This window comes from Pseudomonas palmensis, from assembly GCF_017848315.1.
Lineage (GTDB): Bacteria > Pseudomonadota > Gammaproteobacteria > Pseudomonadales > Pseudomonadaceae > Aquipseudomonas > Aquipseudomonas palmensis.
Genome location: NZ_JAFKEC010000005.1, coordinates 110,818 through 127,332 on the forward strand (window position 1 = coordinate 110,818; position 16,515 = coordinate 127,332).

The 16,515-nt window shown below is 66.1% G+C and carries 13 protein-coding genes; 12 read left to right on the top strand and 1 reads right to left on the bottom strand.

Annotated features, from left to right (window positions below; all coding sequences use genetic code 11):
* The first annotated feature begins 143 nt into the window (after window positions 1-143).
* The 7 genes from JZZ72_RS05045 to JZZ72_RS05075 all read left to right on the top strand — a co-directional run bounded on the left by JZZ72_RS05045 (window position 144) and on the right by JZZ72_RS05075 (window position 10,424).
* The gene (locus JZZ72_RS05045) at window positions 144-2,219 is read left to right on the top strand and encodes a hydantoinase/oxoprolinase family protein (protein WP_043864054.1); all 2,076 of its coding nucleotides are present in this window, start codon (window positions 144-146) and stop codon (window positions 2,217-2,219) included.
* Window positions 2,220-2,259: 40 nt separating this feature from the next.
* Window positions 2,260-3,912, top strand: coding sequence for a hydantoinase B/oxoprolinase family protein (locus tag JZZ72_RS05050; RefSeq protein WP_236066225.1), 1,653 nt, complete (start codon window positions 2,260-2,262; stop codon window positions 3,910-3,912).
* Between the two features lie 3 nt (window positions 3,913-3,915).
* Window positions 3,916-5,118, top strand: a complete 1,203-nt coding sequence (locus JZZ72_RS05055) for an aminotransferase class I/II-fold pyridoxal phosphate-dependent enzyme (RefSeq protein ID WP_100632631.1) — start codon at window positions 3,916-3,918, stop codon at window positions 5,116-5,118.
* A 33-nt stretch (window positions 5,119-5,151) separates the two neighbouring features.
* On the top strand, window positions 5,152-5,964 hold the full coding sequence (locus JZZ72_RS05060) for an NAD-dependent epimerase/dehydratase family protein (protein WP_210014118.1): 813 nt from the start codon (window positions 5,152-5,154) through the stop codon (window positions 5,962-5,964).
* Window positions 5,965-5,997: 33 nt separating this feature from the next.
* Window positions 5,998-7,194 carry an NAD(P)/FAD-dependent oxidoreductase gene (locus JZZ72_RS05065; RefSeq protein ID WP_058540334.1) on the top strand — a complete coding sequence of 399 codons (1,197 nt, stop codon included), beginning with the start codon at window positions 5,998-6,000 and terminating at the stop codon, window positions 7,192-7,194.
* Between the two features lie 27 nt (window positions 7,195-7,221).
* Entirely contained in the window at window positions 7,222-8,907 is a 1,686-nt protein-coding gene (locus JZZ72_RS05070; RefSeq protein WP_123753252.1) for a thiamine pyrophosphate-binding protein, read from the top strand.
* 65 nt (window positions 8,908-8,972) lie between these two features.
* Window positions 8,973-10,424 carry an NAD-dependent succinate-semialdehyde dehydrogenase gene (locus JZZ72_RS05075; RefSeq protein WP_043864048.1) on the top strand — a complete coding sequence of 484 codons (1,452 nt, stop codon included), beginning with the start codon at window positions 8,973-8,975 and terminating at the stop codon, window positions 10,422-10,424.
* A gap of 27 nt (window positions 10,425-10,451) precedes the next feature.
* Here the strand turns inward: JZZ72_RS05075 and JZZ72_RS05080 are convergent, their stop codons facing one another.
* The gene (locus JZZ72_RS05080) at window positions 10,452-11,177 is read right to left on the bottom strand and encodes a FadR/GntR family transcriptional regulator (RefSeq protein ID WP_043864047.1); all 726 of its coding nucleotides are present in this window, start codon (window positions 11,175-11,177) and stop codon (window positions 10,452-10,454) included.
* 363 nt (window positions 11,178-11,540) lie between these two features.
* On the opposite strand from JZZ72_RS05080, the gene JZZ72_RS05085 reads away from it, so the two are divergent.
* The 5 genes from JZZ72_RS05085 to JZZ72_RS05105 all read left to right on the top strand — a co-directional run bounded on the left by JZZ72_RS05085 (window position 11,541) and on the right by JZZ72_RS05105 (window position 16,514).
* On the top strand, window positions 11,541-12,689 hold the full coding sequence (locus JZZ72_RS05085) for a branched-chain amino acid ABC transporter substrate-binding protein (protein ID WP_210014119.1): 1,149 nt from the start codon (window positions 11,541-11,543) through the stop codon (window positions 12,687-12,689).
* Window positions 12,690-12,832: 143 nt separating this feature from the next.
* Window positions 12,833-13,771, top strand: a complete 939-nt coding sequence (locus tag JZZ72_RS05090; RefSeq protein WP_043864046.1) for a branched-chain amino acid ABC transporter permease — start codon at window positions 12,833-12,835, stop codon at window positions 13,769-13,771.
* 12 nt (window positions 13,772-13,783) lie between these two features.
* Window positions 13,784-15,025 carry an ABC transporter permease subunit gene (locus JZZ72_RS05095; protein ID WP_043864045.1) on the top strand — a complete coding sequence of 414 codons (1,242 nt, stop codon included), beginning with the start codon at window positions 13,784-13,786 and terminating at the stop codon, window positions 15,023-15,025.
* Window positions 15,022-15,795 (top strand): ABC transporter ATP-binding protein, encoded by a 774-nt coding sequence (locus JZZ72_RS05100; RefSeq protein ID WP_054914344.1) that lies wholly within the window; start codon window positions 15,022-15,024, stop codon window positions 15,793-15,795. Before JZZ72_RS05095 ends, JZZ72_RS05100 begins: the two co-directional genes overlap by 4 nt.
* 2 nt (window positions 15,796-15,797) lie before the next feature.
* Complete coding sequence (locus tag JZZ72_RS05105; protein ID WP_043864043.1) at window positions 15,798-16,514, top strand: ABC transporter ATP-binding protein; 717 nt, start codon at window positions 15,798-15,800, stop codon at window positions 16,512-16,514.
* Window position 16,515 lies beyond the last annotated feature (1 nt).

Here is a 16,515-nt window from a genome sequence, read left to right on the forward strand (position 1 = left end):
CGCACGGCGCATCGGCACGCCAGCCCGGGCGAGGGTGGAAAAGCGTGGTGTTAGTGCTTGACCACCTGTAAGACAACATATAACTTACATTAAGCCCGCCAACCAGTCGGGTGTGACAAGCACAAGAATTCAGGGGAACGACGATGACTGCTACAGCATGCCGAGTCGGCGTGGACATAGGTGGGACCTTTACGGATATCGCGCTGGATGTCGGCGGGGTGTTGCACTCGACCAAGATTCTGACGGACTACGCATTGCCCGAGCGTGCGATCCTCACGGGTGTGCAGGCGGTCGTCGACGCGGCAGGCCTGAAGCTGTCGGATATCGAGCAGCTGATCCACGGCACCACCCTGGCCACCAACGCCCTGATCGAGCGCCGCGGCGCGCGCACTGCGTTCATCACCACCGAAGGTTTTCGCGACACGCTGGAGATGCGCACCGAAAACCGCTTCGAGCAGTACGACATCAACATTGCCCTGCCACCGCCGCTGATCGAGCGCGAGCACCGCTACACCCTGCGCGAGCGCCTGGACGTACGCGGCAACGTGCTGATCGCCCCGCAACAGGCCGATATCGACGCGCTGGTGCAGCGCATCGGCGAGGGCGACTACCAGAGCGTGGCCATCGGCCTGATCCACAGCTACATCAATGGTGCCCACGAGCGCCTGTTGCGCGACGCCCTGCAGGCGCGCCTGCCACACCTGTCGATTTCGATCTCCAGCGAAGTCTCGCCGCAGATGCGCGAGTTCGAACGCTTCAACACCGTGTGCGCCAACGCCTACGTCAAACCCCTGATCAAGTCGTACCTGGACCGCCTGGTGGTCACCCTCAAGGCCGCCGGCGCCGATTGCCCGGTGTTCATGATCCATTCCGGCGGCGGCATCATCTCGGTGCAGAGCGCCGCCGAGTTTCCGGTGCGCCTGGTGGAGTCGGGCCCGGCGGGCGGGGCGATCTTCGCCGCCGACATTGCACGCAAATACGCGCTCGACGCGGTGGTGTCATTCGACATGGGCGGCACCACGGCCAAGATCTGCCTGATCGAGAACCAGGTGCCCAAGACCGCCAAGACCTTCGAAGTGGCGCGCACCTACCGCTTCAAGAAGGGCAGCGGCATGCCGATTTCCATCCCGGTGGTGGAGATGGTCGAGATCGGCGCCGGCGGTGGTTCCATCGCCAGCATCGACAGCATGCGCCAGATTCGTGTGGGCCCGCACAGCGCGGCGTCCGAGCCGGGCCCGGCCTGCTATGACCGCGGTGGCCTTGAGCCGACCATCACCGATGCCAACCTGCTGCTGGGCCGCCTGGATGCCGACAATTTTGCCGGCGGCGCGCTGCGCCTGTCGGTCGACAACGCCGCCAGCGCGGTGGACCGGGTGATCGGCCAGCCGCTGGGCATGGACCCGCGCACCGCCGCCTTCGGCATCTGCGAAGTGGTCGACGAGAACATGGCCAACGCCGGCCGGGTGCACGCGGTGGAGAGCGGCAAGGACATTGCCGACTACACCATGATCACCTTTGGTGGCGGTGGCCCGCTGCACGCTGCGCGTCTGTGCGAAAAGATGGGTGTGTCGCGCTTTCTGGTGCCGGCCGGCGCCGGGGTGGGGTCGGCCATCGGTTTTCTGCGTGCGCCGTTCGGCTATGAAGCGGTACGCAGCGCCTTCGTGCGCCTGGCCGAGTTCGAGGCGGGGCAGGTCAATGCACTGATCGACGACATGAAGGCCGAGGCCCTGGGCTTCCTGCGCCAGGGCATGCCCGAGGGCGAGCCGGAGATGGAGTGCACCGCGTTCATGCGCTACGTCGGCCAGGGCTGGGAGATCCCCGTGAGCCTGCCGTTCAAGGCTTTCAGCAACAGCGACACGGCGCAGTTCAAGACGCTGTTCGAGGCGGCCTACACGGTGTTCTTCGGCCGCCCGATCGAAGGCCCGGACGTGGAGATCGTCAGCTGGTCGGTCAAGGCCAGTTCGCCCTTGCCGCCCGTGGCGCTGGCCAGCCAGGTCAAGGCCTCGCACCGCGCCCACGAAGTGGCGCGTCGCCAGGTGTTCGACGTGGTCGCCGGCGGTTTCGTCGATGCCGGCATCTACCAGCGCGAAGCGCTGCAGGCCGGTGCGCGCATCGATGGCCCGGCGATCATCGCCGAGCGCGAAACCTCGACCTTCGTGTCGTCCTCGTTCACCGCCACGGTCCAGCCCGACGGCTGCCTGCTGGTCGTCCGGCGCTAAGCCGCATTCGTTTGGAAGGCGATAACCCATGAGCGAAACAATGATCGATATTCAAATGCAGGTGATGTGGAACCGCCTGGTGTCGGTGGTCGAAGAACAGGCCCTGACCCTGATCCGCACCGCGTTCTCCACCAGCGTACGCGAAGCCGGCGACCTCTCGGCCGGGGTGTTCGACCGCGCCGGCAACATGCTGGCCCAGGCCGTTACCGGCACCCCCGGCCACGTCAACACCATGGCCGAGGCGGTGGTGCACTTCATCAACGACATCGGCCCGGACAACATCTTCGAAGGCGACGTGTACGTCACCAACGACCCGTGGAAGGGCACCGGGCACCTGCACGACATCACCATCGTCTCGCCCTCGTTCTACAAGGGCCGGCTGATCGGCTACTTCGCCAGTACCGCCCACGTGGTGGACATCGGCGGGCGCGGTTTCGGCCCGGATGCCCGTGAGGTTTACGAGGAAGGCCTGTTCATCCCGATCATGAAGCTGTTCGAGCGCGGCCAGGTGAACCGCGACCTGATCAACATCCTGCGCAACAACGTACGCGAGAACGACCGCGTGGTCGGCGACTTCTACGCACTGTCGGCCTGCAACGAGACCGGGCACAAACGCCTGCTGAGCATGCTCGACGAGTTTGCCCTGGACGACCTGGAGCACATCGGCGGGTTCATCCTGGAGCACAGCCGCCGCGCCACCCTGGAATGCTTCAAGTCGCTGCCCCATGGCACCTACCACAACAGCATGACCCTGGACGGCTACGACGTGCCGGTGACGCTGGCGGTGACCCTGACGGTGGGCCCGGACGGCATTCTCACCGACTTCAGCGGCACCTCGGGCATGAGCCAGTTCGGCATCAACGTGCCGCTGGGCTACGCCAAGGCCTATGCCTGCTACGGGCTCAAGTGCATCGTGGCGCCGGAGATCCCCAACAACAGCGCCTCGCTGGAGCCTTTTGCGGTCACTGCGCCCGAGGGCTGCATTCTCAATGCCAAGCACCCGGCGCCGGTATCGGTACGCCATGTACTGGGCCACTTCGTGCCCGACCTGGTGCTGGGTGCGCTGCACAAATGCCTGCCCGGCCAGGTGCCGGCCGAGGGCGCCAGCGCACTGTGGAACCTGCACCTGAGCGTGCGCCCGCTGGACAGCAACCCGACCGGGCGCAACGCCGAGATGCTGATGTTCAACAGCGGCGGCATGGGCGCGCGCTCCGGCATGGACGGCCTGAGCGCCACCGCGTTCCCCAGCGGCGTGCACACCATGCCGGTGGAAGCCACCGAACAGGCCGGCCCGGTGGTGGTGTGGCGCAAGGAACTGCGCGAAGGCTCTGGCGGTGCCGGCCTGCTGCGCGGCGGCCTGGGCCAGGAAATCGAGGTGTCGGCCGCCGAAGGCTACAGCTTCCGCTTCAGCGCCATGTTCGACCGCATCCAGTACCCGGCGCGTGGGCTCGAGGGGGGCAAGGAGGGGGCCCAGGGCTACGTGGGCCTGGACGACGGCACCCTGCTGCGCGGCAAGGGCCAGCAGTTCGTGCCGGCCGATCGGCGCCTGGTGCTGCGCCTGCCGGGTGGCGGCGGTTACGGCGACCCGCGCCAGCGGCCACGCCACGAGGTGGCGCGCGACCTGCGCTTTGGCTACATCAGTACCAGCCAGGCACGAGACGACTACGCCTTCGAACCCGGCCAGGAGGGCTGACCCATGGACTTTCAGAGTGCCCGTGTGCGGGCAGTGAAAAGCTCGCCGAGCATGGCGGTATCGGTGCTGGCCAAGCAGATGCTGGCCAAGGGCGAGCCGGTGATCAACCTGAGCCTGGGCGAACCGGACTTCAACACCCCGGCCCACGTGATCGAGGCCGCGCACCAGGCGATGCTCGAGGGCAACAACCACTACACCGCGCCCAATGGCCTGGAGGTGCTGCGCCAGGCCATCGTCGACAAGTTCGAGCGGGAAAACGGCCTGCGCTACGCACTGGACGAAATCTGCGTGGGCAATGGCGCCAAGCAGCTGCTGTTCAATGCGTTTCTCGCCACCCTGGAGCAGGGCGATGAAGTGCTCACGCCAGCGCCGTACTGGGTGTCGTACACCGACATGGCGATGCTCAACGGCGGCGTGCCGAAGGTGGTGCCGTGCGGCGCCGAACACGGCTTCAAGCTGGATGCCGCGCGCCTTGAGGCCGCCATCACCCCGCGTACCCGCTGGCTGATGCTGAACTCGCCGAACAACCCCTGCGGGGCGATCTACAGCCGTGAAGAGTTCGCGGCCCTGGGCGCCGTGCTGGAGCGCCACCCCCGGGTGCTGGTGATCTCCGACGAGATCTACGAGCACATCGTGCTGGGCAGGCAGCCGTTCGTGTCGTTCGTCAGCGCCTGCCCGCACCTGCGCGAGCGCACCCTGCTGATCAACGGCGTGTCCAAGGCCTACGCCATGACCGGCTACCGCCTGGGCTATGCGGCCGGGCCACGCGAGCTGATCGTGGCAATGAACAAGACCCAGTCGCAGACCACCACCTGCCCGTCGACCATTTCGCAACTGGCGGCTGCTGCGGCGCTCAACGGCCCGCAGGATTTCGTGCGCCAGGCCAATCGCGAGTACCAGGCCCGAGGGGCGCTGGTGGTCGAGGGCCTGGCGGCCATCGAGGGGCTGAGCCTGCAGATGCCCGAGGGCGCGTTCTATGCCTTCCCGCAGTGCGCCGCGTTCATCGGCAGGCGCACGCCGGACGGGCAGGTGATCGAAACCGACGCCGACCTTGCCAGCTACCTGCTGCGGGTGGGCAAGGTGGCCACGGTGCCGGGCTCGGCCTTTGGCCTCGAACCCTACATTCGCCTGTCGTTCGCCACCTCGCGCCAGGAGCTGGAGCAGGCCCTGAGGCAGCTGCGCGATGCGTTCGCGGCGCTGGCCTAGTAACGACAAACCGACTTTCACGAGGTTTCAAGCATGAGCAAGCCGTTCAAACGTTTGTTGATCACCGGTGCAGCCGGCCGCCTGGGCAGCGTGTTGCGCAAGCACATGCAGGCCTTTGCCGACGAGCTGCGCCTGACCGATATCTCCGACATGGGCAGCGCCGCGCCGCACGAAGAGCTGGTGCGCTGCGACCTGGGCAACCTGGCCGATGTGCTGCCGCTGGCCGAGGGCGTGGATGCCATCATCCATGCCGGCGGCGTGCCGGTGGAGGACACCTTCGCGGCGATCCTCAACGGCAACATCGTGGGCACCTACAACATCTATGAAGCGGCGCGCCAGCATGGCGTCAAGCGCGTGATCTACACCAGTTCCAACCACGCCATCGGCTTCTATGACCGCACCGAAACCATCGACGCCAGCGCAGCGCACCGCCCCGACAGCCTGTACGGGGTGAGCAAGTGCTTTGCCGAGGACCTGGGCCGCTACTACTGGGACAAGTTCGCCATCGAGTCGGTGAACCTGCGCATCGGCTCCTCGTTCCCCGAGCCGCTGGACCGGCGCATGCTCGCCACCTGGCTGTCGTTCGACGACTTCGCGCAGCTGTGCGAGCGCTCGCTGCTGGCGCCACGGGTCGGCCACATGATCGTGTACGGCATGTCCGACAACCGCGAAACCCTGTGGGACAACCGCCTGGCGTCCTCCCTCGGCTACGTGCCCAGGGACAGCGCCGACGACTACCGCGAGAAGGTCCTGGCCGAGCACCCGCCGCTGGACCCGAACGAGCCGGCGGCGCGCTACCACGGCGGCAACTTCGCCGGCGCCGGCCACTTCGAAGACCCGAAATGACCTTTTCCGAGCACTTTTGAAGAGACCCCAGCCATGGCTTCGACAGCAACAAAGCAGCATTACGATGTGGTGATCGTCGGCGGTGCGGTGAATGGCAGCGCCACCGCGTACTTTCTGGCCAGCAACCCGGACTTCACCGGCTCGGTGCTGGTGGTGGAGCGCGACTGGACCTATGCCCAATCGGCCACGGCGTTGTCCAGCAGCTCTATCCGGGTGCAGTTCTCCAACCCGATCAACATCCAGATCTCGCGCTTTGGCGCGCAGTTCATCCGCGACTTCCCCGAACTGATGGCGGTCAATGGCGACAGGCCCGACCTGGCCTTCAAGGAGAACGGCTACCTGTTCCTGGCCGACCAGAAAGGCTTCGACGTGCTCAAGCGTCTGCACCAGACCCAGCTGGACAACGGTGCCGACGTCACGTTGCTGGACACCGAGGCGCTGATCCGCCGCTTCCCGTGGGTCAACCCCGACAGCCTGGCCGGCGGCACCTATGGCGAGAGGGACGAGGGCTGGTTCGACAACTACGGGATCATGAACGGCTTTCGCAGAAAGGCCCGCAGCCTGGGCGTGGAGTATGTCGAGAACGAAGTGGTCCAGGTGCTGCGCGAGGGTGATGTGATCACCGGTGTGCGCCTGGGCGATGGCCAGTTGATCGGCTGTGGCCAGCTGGTCAACACCGCCGGCACCCGTGGACGCCAGGTGGCGCGCCTAGCCGGGCTGGACATTCCGGTGGAGGCGCGGCGCCGTTCGCTGTTCGTGTTCGACTGCCATACGCCGCTGCCCGGCACCGTGCCGCTGACCATCGACCCCACCGGGGTGTTCTTCCGCCCCGAAGGCCACCTGTACCTGGGCGGCACCTACCCACGCCACGACCCGGAGGTGGATTTCAGCGACTTCGACGTGATGCACGACGAGTTCGAGGAAGAGGTGTGGCCGGTGCTGGCCGAGCGTGTGCCGGCGTTCGAGGCGATCAAGGTGGTCAACTCCTGGGCCGGGCACTACGACTTCTGCGTGCTCGACCACAACGCCATCGTCGGCCCCCATGACCAGGTGCGCAACTTCCTGTTCTGCAACGGTTTCAGTGGCCACGGCCTGCAGCAGGCACCGGCCATCGGCCGCGGCCTGAGCGAGCTGATCATCTACGGGGGCTACCGCACCCTGGACCTGAGTGCCCTGAGTTATCAACGGGTGATCGAGAACCGTCCTTTCCTGGAAGACTCGGTCATCTGACCGCGCCGCCTGATGGAGAACAACAAGATGAACACTGACAACAACGGGCTGCGCACGGGCGGGCAGGTGCTGGTCGATGCCTTGCGCATCAATGGCGTGGAACGCGCGTTCTGCGTGCCCGGCGAGAGCTACCTGGCGGTGCTTGATGCCTTGCACGATGCCAGGGACGACATCGAGCTGATCGTGTGCCGCCAGGAGGGCGGCGCCGCCTACATGGCCGAAGCCTACGGCAAGCTCACCGGCAAGCCGGGTATCTGCTTCGTCACCCGCGGGCCGGGGGCGACCAATGCCTCGGTCGGCGTGCACACCGCCTTCCAGGACTCCACGCCGATGATCCTGTTCATCGGCCAGGTGGCCCGCGACCAGGTGGAGCGCGAAGCCTTCCAGGAGATCGACTACCGCCGCATGTTCGGCCAGATGGCCAAGTGGGTGGTGGAGGTCGACGATGCCGCGCGCCTGCCCGAGCTGCTCAGCCAGGCGTTCCACCGCGCCACCAACGGCCGCCCCGGCCCGGTGGTGGTGGCCCTGCCCGAAGACATGCTGACGGATCGGGTGGCAGTGGCCGATGCCGGCCCGGCCCGGCGGATCGAAGCGGCGGCGGCATCTGCCGACCTGCAGCGCCTGCAGGCTCTGCTGAGCGAGGCACAGCGCCCGTTGGTGGTGCTGGGCGGTGGCGGCTGGACCGCCGCGGCGGTGGCCGATGCGCGGCGCTTCATCCAGGCCCAGAACCTGCCTGTGGCGGCTTCGTTCCGCTGCCAGGACCTGTTCGACAACACCTTGCCCCAGTACGCCGGCGACCTGGGCCTTGCCGCCGGCCCCGAGCTGGTGGAGGCGGTGAAAAGCAGTGACCTGCTGCTGGTGATCGGTGCACGCCTGGGCGAGATGAGCACCGGCGGCTATGCCCTGGTGGACATTCCGGTGCCCAGGCAGGCGCTGGTGCACATTCACCCCGGCATCGAGGAACTGGGCCGGGTGTACCAGCCGACCCTGGCGATCAACGCCGGCATGCCGACCATCGCCGCGCAACTGGCGGCGCTGGCGCCGGTCAAGCCGCAGGCATTCGCCGAGTGGGTACAGCGCCTGAACAGCGGCTACCGGGCCAACTTCGAATGCCCGCGTTCGCCCGGCGCGGTGCAGATGAGCGAGGTGATCGCCTGGCTCAACCAGCACCTGGCCGCCGACAGCATCATCACCTGCGGTGCCGGCAACTACACCGGCTGGGTGCACCGCGGCTACCAGCACCAGGCGTTTCGCACCTTGCTGGGGCCCACCAACGGCTCGATGGGCTATGGCGTGCCGGCGGCGATTGCGGCCAAGCTCACCGCGCCGCAGCGCAGCGTGGTGGCGTTCGCCGGTGATGGCTGCTTTCTGATGAACGGCCAGGAGCTGGCCACTGCCGCGCACTATGACGCCCGGGTCATCGTGGTGGTGGTGAACAACGGCATGTACGGCACCATCCGCATGCACCAGGAGCGCAGCTACCCGGGGCGGGTGTCGGGTACCGACCTGCACAACCCCGACTTCGCCGCGCTGGCACGGGCCTATGGCCTGCATGCCGAAACGGTGAGCGCCACCGAGCAGTTCGCGGGTGCGTTCGAGCGTTGCGAGGCGTCGGGCAAGCCGGCGCTGATCGAGGTGCAGATCGACCCCGAGGCGCTGACCCCGCGCATGACCCTCAGCCAGATCCGCGAAAAGGCCCTGGCGTCGCGTTGACCCTCCAGGCGGGGGCAGGGTCTGCCTCCCGCCGTTTCCCCCTATTCCCCTGCGAGCCCATCAGCATGAACCTTGCCGATCCTGATCTGCTGCGTGAACGTTGCTATATCGATGGAACCTGGGTGGGCGCCGACAGCGCCCGCAGCATTGACGTGACCAACCCGGCCACCGGCCAGCGCCTGGGTGGCGTGCCGCGCATGGGCGCCGACGAAACCCGCCGCGCCGTGCTCGCCGCCCAGGCGGCGCTGCCGGCCTGGCGCGCCCTCACCGCCAAGGAACGCGCAAGCCGCTTGCAGGCGTGGTTTCGCGAAATTCTCCTGCACCAGGAAGACCTGGCGCGCATCATGACGGCCGAGCAGGGCAAGCCCCTGGCCGAGGCCCGTGGCGAGATCGCCTTCGCCGCAGCCTATGTGGAGTTCTATGCCGAGGAGGGCAAGCGCCTGTATGGCGACGTGATCCCCTCGCCGCAGGCCGACCGACGCCTGCTGGTGACCAAGGAGCCGATTGGCGTGTGCGCGGCGATTACGCCGTGGAACTTCCCGGCGGCGATGATCACGCGCAAGGCCGCCCCGGCCCTGGCGGCCGGCTGCACGCTGGTGCTCAAGCCCGCCTCGCAGACCCCGTTCAGCGCCCTTGCGCTGTGCGTGCTGGCCGAACGCGCGGGCATACCGCGTGGCGTGCTCAACGTGGTGACCGGCGACTCGGCCGCCATCGGTGGCGAACTGACCGCCAACCCGGTGGTGCGCAAGCTGTCGTTCACCGGCTCCACGCCCATCGGCATCCAGTTGCTGCAGCAGAGCGCGGCCACGGTGAAGAAGGTGACCCTGGAGCTGGGCGGCAACGCGCCCTTCATCGTGTTCGACGACGCGGACCTTGAGGCGGCGGTGGAGGGCGCACTGGTGGCCAAGTTCCGCAACAGCGGGCAGACCTGCGTGTGCGCCAATCGCTTCTACATCCAGGACGGCATCTACGAGCGCTTTGTCGAGCGTTTTGCCCAGCGGGTCGGCGAGCTGGTGGTGGGCGAGGGCAGCCAGGCCGGCACCACCGTCGGCCCGCTGATCGATGCCAAGGCCGTGGCCGGGGTCGAGGCGATGGTGAGCGACGCACTGGAGGGCGGTGCGCGACTGGTCGCCGGTGGCCGGCGCCACCCCCTTGGCGAGGCGTTCTACCAGCCCACCGTGCTGGCCGAGGTGACACCGGACATGCGCGTGGCCCGCGAGGAGATTTTCGGGCCGGTGGCGCCGCTGTTTCGCTTTCACAGCGAAGAACAGGTCATCGCCCAGGCCAATGCCACCGAGTTCGGCCTGGCCTGCTACCTGTATGCACGGGATGTGGGGCGGATCTGGCGGGTCTCGGAGGCCCTGGAGTACGGCATGGTCGGCGTCAATGTCGGCGTGCTGGCCACCGAGGTCGCACCGTTTGGCGGTGTGAAGTCATCGGGGCTGGGGCGCGAAGGCTCGCGCTACGGGATCGAGGATTACCTCGAGATCAAGTACGTGTGCCTGGGCCTGGGCTGACCCGCCAGGGCAGGGCGACAGCGCCGCTCAGTCGCCGCTGTCGACCAGGCGCTGGTAACGCGACAGGCTTTCTTCCAGGTGCTTGCGCACCGCCGAACGGGCGGCGTTGACGTCGCCCATGCTGATGGCCGAGAGAATCGCGCCGTGTTCGCGGCCGATCTTCTTGATGTGCGCCAGGCGGTTCTTGCCGGTGGACTGGCCGTGCTTGAGGTTGAGGTCGAAGATGATGTCCGGGCCCAGGGCTTCGAGCAGCTGCGGGAAGTGCGGGTTGTTGGTGGCGCGGGCAATCGCCAGGTGGAACTCGAAGTCGGCACGGGCCTCTTCCTCGAGGTTGGAGCCATCCAGCGCGTTGAAGCGGTCGAAGGCCTCGGTGATCTGCGCCACGCTGGTGGGGCTGCGGCGCTCGGCGGCACGCGCGACCGACTCGGTCTCGATGCCCAGGCGCAGTTCCAGCACGTGGGCGGCGGCGCGCACGTCATCGACTGCGGTGCTCAGGGCAAAGCCCAGGCGCTTGACGTCCTGCTCGACCACGAATACGCCTACACCCTGGCGGGCGATCAGCCGACCGCCCAGACGCAACGAGGCCACGGCCTCGCGAATCACAGGGCGGCTGACGCCGAATTCCTTGCACAGCTCCTGTTCGGACGGAAGCTTCTGCCCCGGCCCGTATGTGCCATTGTCGATCCGGTTGGACAGCTCGTGGATCACTGTCTCCGCCAGATTGGCCCTGCGCGTTCCAAACGACGCATTCATAGTTGTGTAGCTCCTGAAACTGATGTGCTCATCACGATGGATTGAATGGTTGAACAGGTTGGCGCATCCGTCAAACGCGATCTGCGTCGATTTCACCCGACCCGCTAAAAACCCGAAGTAGCGGCGAAAATGTAGCCATATGTTATCAAACATCTGACTTGTTATGGTGCAAGCGCCTGATTCTACTGCAATCCCATGCCTCGTTAAGGTGCATGGATCAAGGCGTGCGTGGCTTTTGTCAGCATTTTCATTTTCCTCAAGCATACACCCATTGACAGTTGCCTGCTGACTGTTATCTTACAAGTGCGCCGGCGAGGTTGGCCAGGCGTGTGCAGTTCGTCCAATGATTACTGGGAGCTGAGAATGAATAAGAACAACCGGGGTTTGACCGCCCTTGCTGCACTGATGGCAACACTGATAGGGGCTGGCACGGCGAACGCGGCGGACACCCAGCTGGTACGGATCGGCTTTGCCGGCCCGCTGACCGGGCCCTCTGCGCACCAGGGGCTGGATGTGGAACATGGCGTGAGCATCGCCATCGAAGAGGCCAACCAGCAGCAGTTGAAGCTGGGCGACAAGGTGGCCCAGTTCAAACTGGTGTCCGAGGACGATGTGGCCGACCCGCGTACCGGTACCGCCGTGGCGCAACGCCTGGTGGATTCGAAGGTGGCGGTGGTGATCGGGCATTACAACTCGGGCACCAGCATCCCGACCTCGAAGATCTACGCCGATGCCGGCATCCCGCAGATCTCGCCGTCGGCGACCAACCCGGCGCTGACCCGCCAGGGCATCAAGACCGTGTTTCGCGTGGTCAACGACGACGCCACCCTCGGCCGCTATGCCGGCAACTACCTGGTCAAGACCCTGCAGGCCCAGCGCATCGCGATCTTCGACGACCGCACCGCCTACGGCCAGGGCCTGGCCGACGAAGTGACCAAGGCGGTCAAGGCCGCCGGTGGCAACGTGGTGGTACGCGAATACACCAACGACAAGTCCACCGACTTCAATGCCATCCTCACCACCGCCAAGTCGCAGAAGGTCGATGCGGTGTTCTTCGCCGCCCTCGACTACCAGGCCGCCCCCATGGCCAAGCAGATGAAGAACCTGGGCCTGAAGGCCAGGTTCATGAACATCGGCAACCTGCCCAACGACGAGTTCAAGAAGATGGCCGGCAGCGCCGCCGAGGGCGTGTACGCCTGGAACTACGGCACCCCGTTGCTGGAGATGCCCAAGGGCGCGGCGTTCGAGCAGAAGCTCAAGGCCAAGTTCGGCACGGGCGTGGTGCAGTCCTCGCCGGCGGCGTACGACGCCACCTGGGCGGCGATCACCGCCATGGTCAAGGCGCAGTCGGCCGACCCTGCCGTGTACCTGCCGGTACTCAAGAGCGAAAGCTACGAGGGCGTCACCGGCACCATCGCATTCGATGAATTCGGCAACCTGAAAAGCCCGGCCGCCACGGTGTTCCAGTTTGCCGACGGCGGCTGGAAAACCCTCTCGGTCGAGCGCGACTGAGCCGTTGCTCTACCTCGAATAACAAGCGGGCCGCCCGGCTCGCAACAATAAGAAGCGTTCATTTCTGACCTGCCAGGCATGCCGCCGCGTCGCTGTTGCCAGCGCACGCGGTGAGCGACAACGCAGTTTTGAGGATTCAGCTCGTGGAAGGCAATTTCGATATCTTGTTGCAGCAGGTCCTCAACGGCCTGGTGCTGGGCAGCATCTATGCCCTGGTAGCCCTGGGCTACACCATGGTCTACGGCATCATCGGCCTGATCAACTTCGCCCACGGCGAGGTGGTGATGGTGGGCGCCATGGTGACCATCTCGGTGCTGAGCATGCTCGCGGGCATGGGCTTTGCGCCCGGCATCCTGACCCTGCTGCTGGCGATCATGGTGGCGGCGGCGGTGTGCATGCTGATGGCCCAGGGCATGGAGAAGTTCGCCTACCGGCCCTTGCGCAAGGCCCCGCGCCTGACCCCGCTGATCCTCGCGATCGGCATCTCGATCGCCTTGCAGAACCTGGCGATGATGATCTGGGGGCGTGGCTACAAGACCTTCCCCGAAGTGGTCGAAACCCGCCCGATCGAGGTGTTCGGCGCCACCGTCACCAACGTGCAGATGAGCATCATGATCATCTCGGTGGTGATCATGCTGGGGCTGTGGCTGCTGGTCGACAAGACCCGCCTGGGCAAGGCCATGCGCGCCACCGCGCAGAACCAGGAAGTGGCCGGGCTGATGGGCATCAACATCAACCGGGTGATTTCCGCGACCTTCCTGATCGGTGCCGGGCTTGGCGCCATCGCCGGGGTGATGCGCGCGGTCAACTACGGCCAGGCCGACGCCTACATGGGCCTGCTGCTGGGGCTCAAGGCCTTCTCGGCGGCGGTGCTGGGCGGCATCGGCAACCTGTTCGGGGCCATGGCCGGCGGGCTGCTGCTGGGCCTGATCGAGTCGCTGGCCGCCGGCTACACCGGCCACCTCACCGGGGGCTTCCTGGGCGCCAACTACCAGGACATCTTCGCGTTCGCCGTGCTCATTCTGGTGCTGCTGTTCCGACCCAACGGCCTGATGGGCGAACGCCAGGCCGACCGGGCCTAGGAGGCAACGCACATGAAAAACCAAACCGCACAGTACCTGCTGCTGATCCTGGCGTTCGTGGCCTTGCCCTTCGTCGTCGACAGCATTCCGTTCCTGGGGCCCACCTGGGTACGCATCCTCGGCTTTGCCATGCTCTACGTGCTGCTGGCACTGGGCCTGAACATCGTGATCGGCTACGCCGGCCTGCTCGACATGGGCTACATCGGCTTCTATGCCATCGGCGCCTACCTGTACGCCTTGCTGGCCTCGCCGCACCTGAACATGGCCGGGCTGGTGGACGGCGTGCTGAACTGGCCGCTGTGGGTGATCATCCCGCTGGCAGCGATTGCCGCGGCCATCTGCGGGGTGCTGATCGGCGCCCCGGTGCTCAAGCTGCGCGGCGACTACCTGGCCATCGTGACCCTGGGCTTTGGCGAGATCATCCGCATTTTCATGAACAACCTCGACCAGCCGGTGAACATCACCAACGGGCCGCAGGGCATCAGCAACATCGCACCCTTGCACATCGACGGTGGGGCCTGGTCGCATGCCGCAGGGCAGGCGCCCGAGGCGCTGCTGTCGCTGCAGACCTCATGGAGCCTGTTCGGGCTCAAGGTCACCCCGGTGATCAGCTACTACCTGTTCTTCCTGGTGGTGGTGATCTTCGCCATCGTGCTGTCCAAGCGCCTCGAAGTCTCGCGCATCGGGCGGGCCTGGATGGCCCTGCGCGAGGACGAAGTGGCGGCCGAAGCCATGGGCCTGAACAAGCGCAACCTCAAGCTGCTGGCATTTGCCATGGGCGCGACCTTTGGCGGGGTGTCCGGGGTGCTGTTTTCCAGCTACCAGGGCTTCGTCAGCCCCGAGTCATTCACCCTGATGGAGTCGATCATGGTGCTGGCGATGGTGGTGCTCGGCGGCATGGGCTCGATTCGCGGCGTGGTGCTGGGGGCGTTGATCCTGTCGGTGATGCCCGAGGTGTTCCGCGACCTGGTCAACTGGATACAGCCGTTCGTTATGGACAACGTGACCTTCGTCAGCCGCGAGGTGCTGCGCAACGTGCTGGATGCCTCGACCCTGCGCATGCTGGTGTTCGGCCTGGCGCTGATTCTGGTGATGCGCTACCGGCCCGAGGGCCTGTGGCCGTCCAACCGGCGCCGCGCCGAGCTGCATGACGGCGACCCCGAGCCCACCCCGGCGGCGACCGCGCTGAGCACCACGGTGCCCGCGAGCACGCCGGCCTTCGATCACCCGGCCCAACAGGCGGACAAGGTATGAGCGACGTATTACTGGAGCTGCGTTCGGTCAGCAAGTTCTTTGGCGGCCTGCAGGCCCTGCACGGCATCGACCTGTCGATCCGGCGCGGCGAGATCCGCGGCCTGCTGGGCCCCAACGGCGCGGGCAAGACCACCCTGTTCAACGTGCTTACCGGGCTGTACCGGGCCGAAGAGGGCAAGGTCGAATTCGACGGAAAGCCGCTGAACATCAGCAAGCCGCACAAGGTGGTGGAGGCGGGCATCTCGCGCACCTTCCAGAACATCCGGCTGTTCCACAACATGACCGCGCTGGAAAACGTGATGATCGGTCGCCATGTACGCACCCGCTGCGGGGTGTTCGGGGCCGTGTTCCGCACCCCGGCCTGCGTGCGCGAAGAGCGCGAGATTCGCCAGGCTGCGCGGCACTGGCTGGCCTACGTGGGCATCGGGCACCTGGCCGGGGAGCTGGCCAAGAACCTCTCCTACGGCGACCAGCGGCGTCTGGAAATTGCCCGCTCGCTGGCCACCGAACCCTTGCTGATTGCCCTGGACGAACCGGCGGCCGGCATGAACGCCTCCGAGACCGAAGGCCTGCGCCAGCTGATGTGCAAGATGAAGGCCGACGGCAAGACGGTGCTGCTGATCGAGCATGACGTGAAGCTGGTGATGGGCTTGTGCGACCACGTCACCGTGCTGGAATTCGGCAGGAAGATCGCCGATGGCCTGCCGGCCGATGTGCAAAGGGACCCTCGGGTAATCGAGGCCTATCTGGGTTCGGAGGCGGTGGCCTGAACATGAAGAACATTCTTGAAGTACGCGACCTGCAGGTGGCCTACGGGGCCATCCAGGCGATCAAGGGCATCGACCTGCACATCCGCGAGGGCGAAATGGTCGCGTTGATCGGCGCCAACGGCGCCGGCAAGACCACCACTCTCAAGACCCTGGCCGGCCTGCTCAGCCCGGTGGCCGGGCAGATCACCTTCGATGGCAAGGCGCATGCGGCGATCAAGAGCTACGACCTGATCCGCCAGGGCCTGGCGCTGGTGCCGGAAGGCCGCGGGATCTTCCCCAAGCTGACGGTGTACGAGAACCTGGAGATGGGCGCGTTCTCGCGAACCGACGGCAAGGACGCGATCCAGGCCGATATCGAACGCATGTTCGGCATCTTCCCGCGGCTCAAGGAGCGCGCCTTTCAGCTGGCCGGCACCATGTCGGGCGGCGAGCAGCAGATGCTGGCGATTTCCCGGGCATTGATGGGCAGGCCCAAGCTGCTGTTGCTCGACGAGCCGTCGATGGGCCTGGCGCCGATCATCGTGCAGAAGATCTTCGAAACCATCGTCGAGGTGGTCAAGGGCGGCGTGACCCTGCTGCTGGTGGAGCAGAACGCCAGGCTTGCCTTGCAGACCTGCCAGCGCGCCTATGTGATCGATGGCGGGCGCATCGCACTGGAAGGCCAGGCCAGCGACCTGTTGCACAACGAGCAGGTGCAGAAGGCGTACCTGGGCGAGTAGG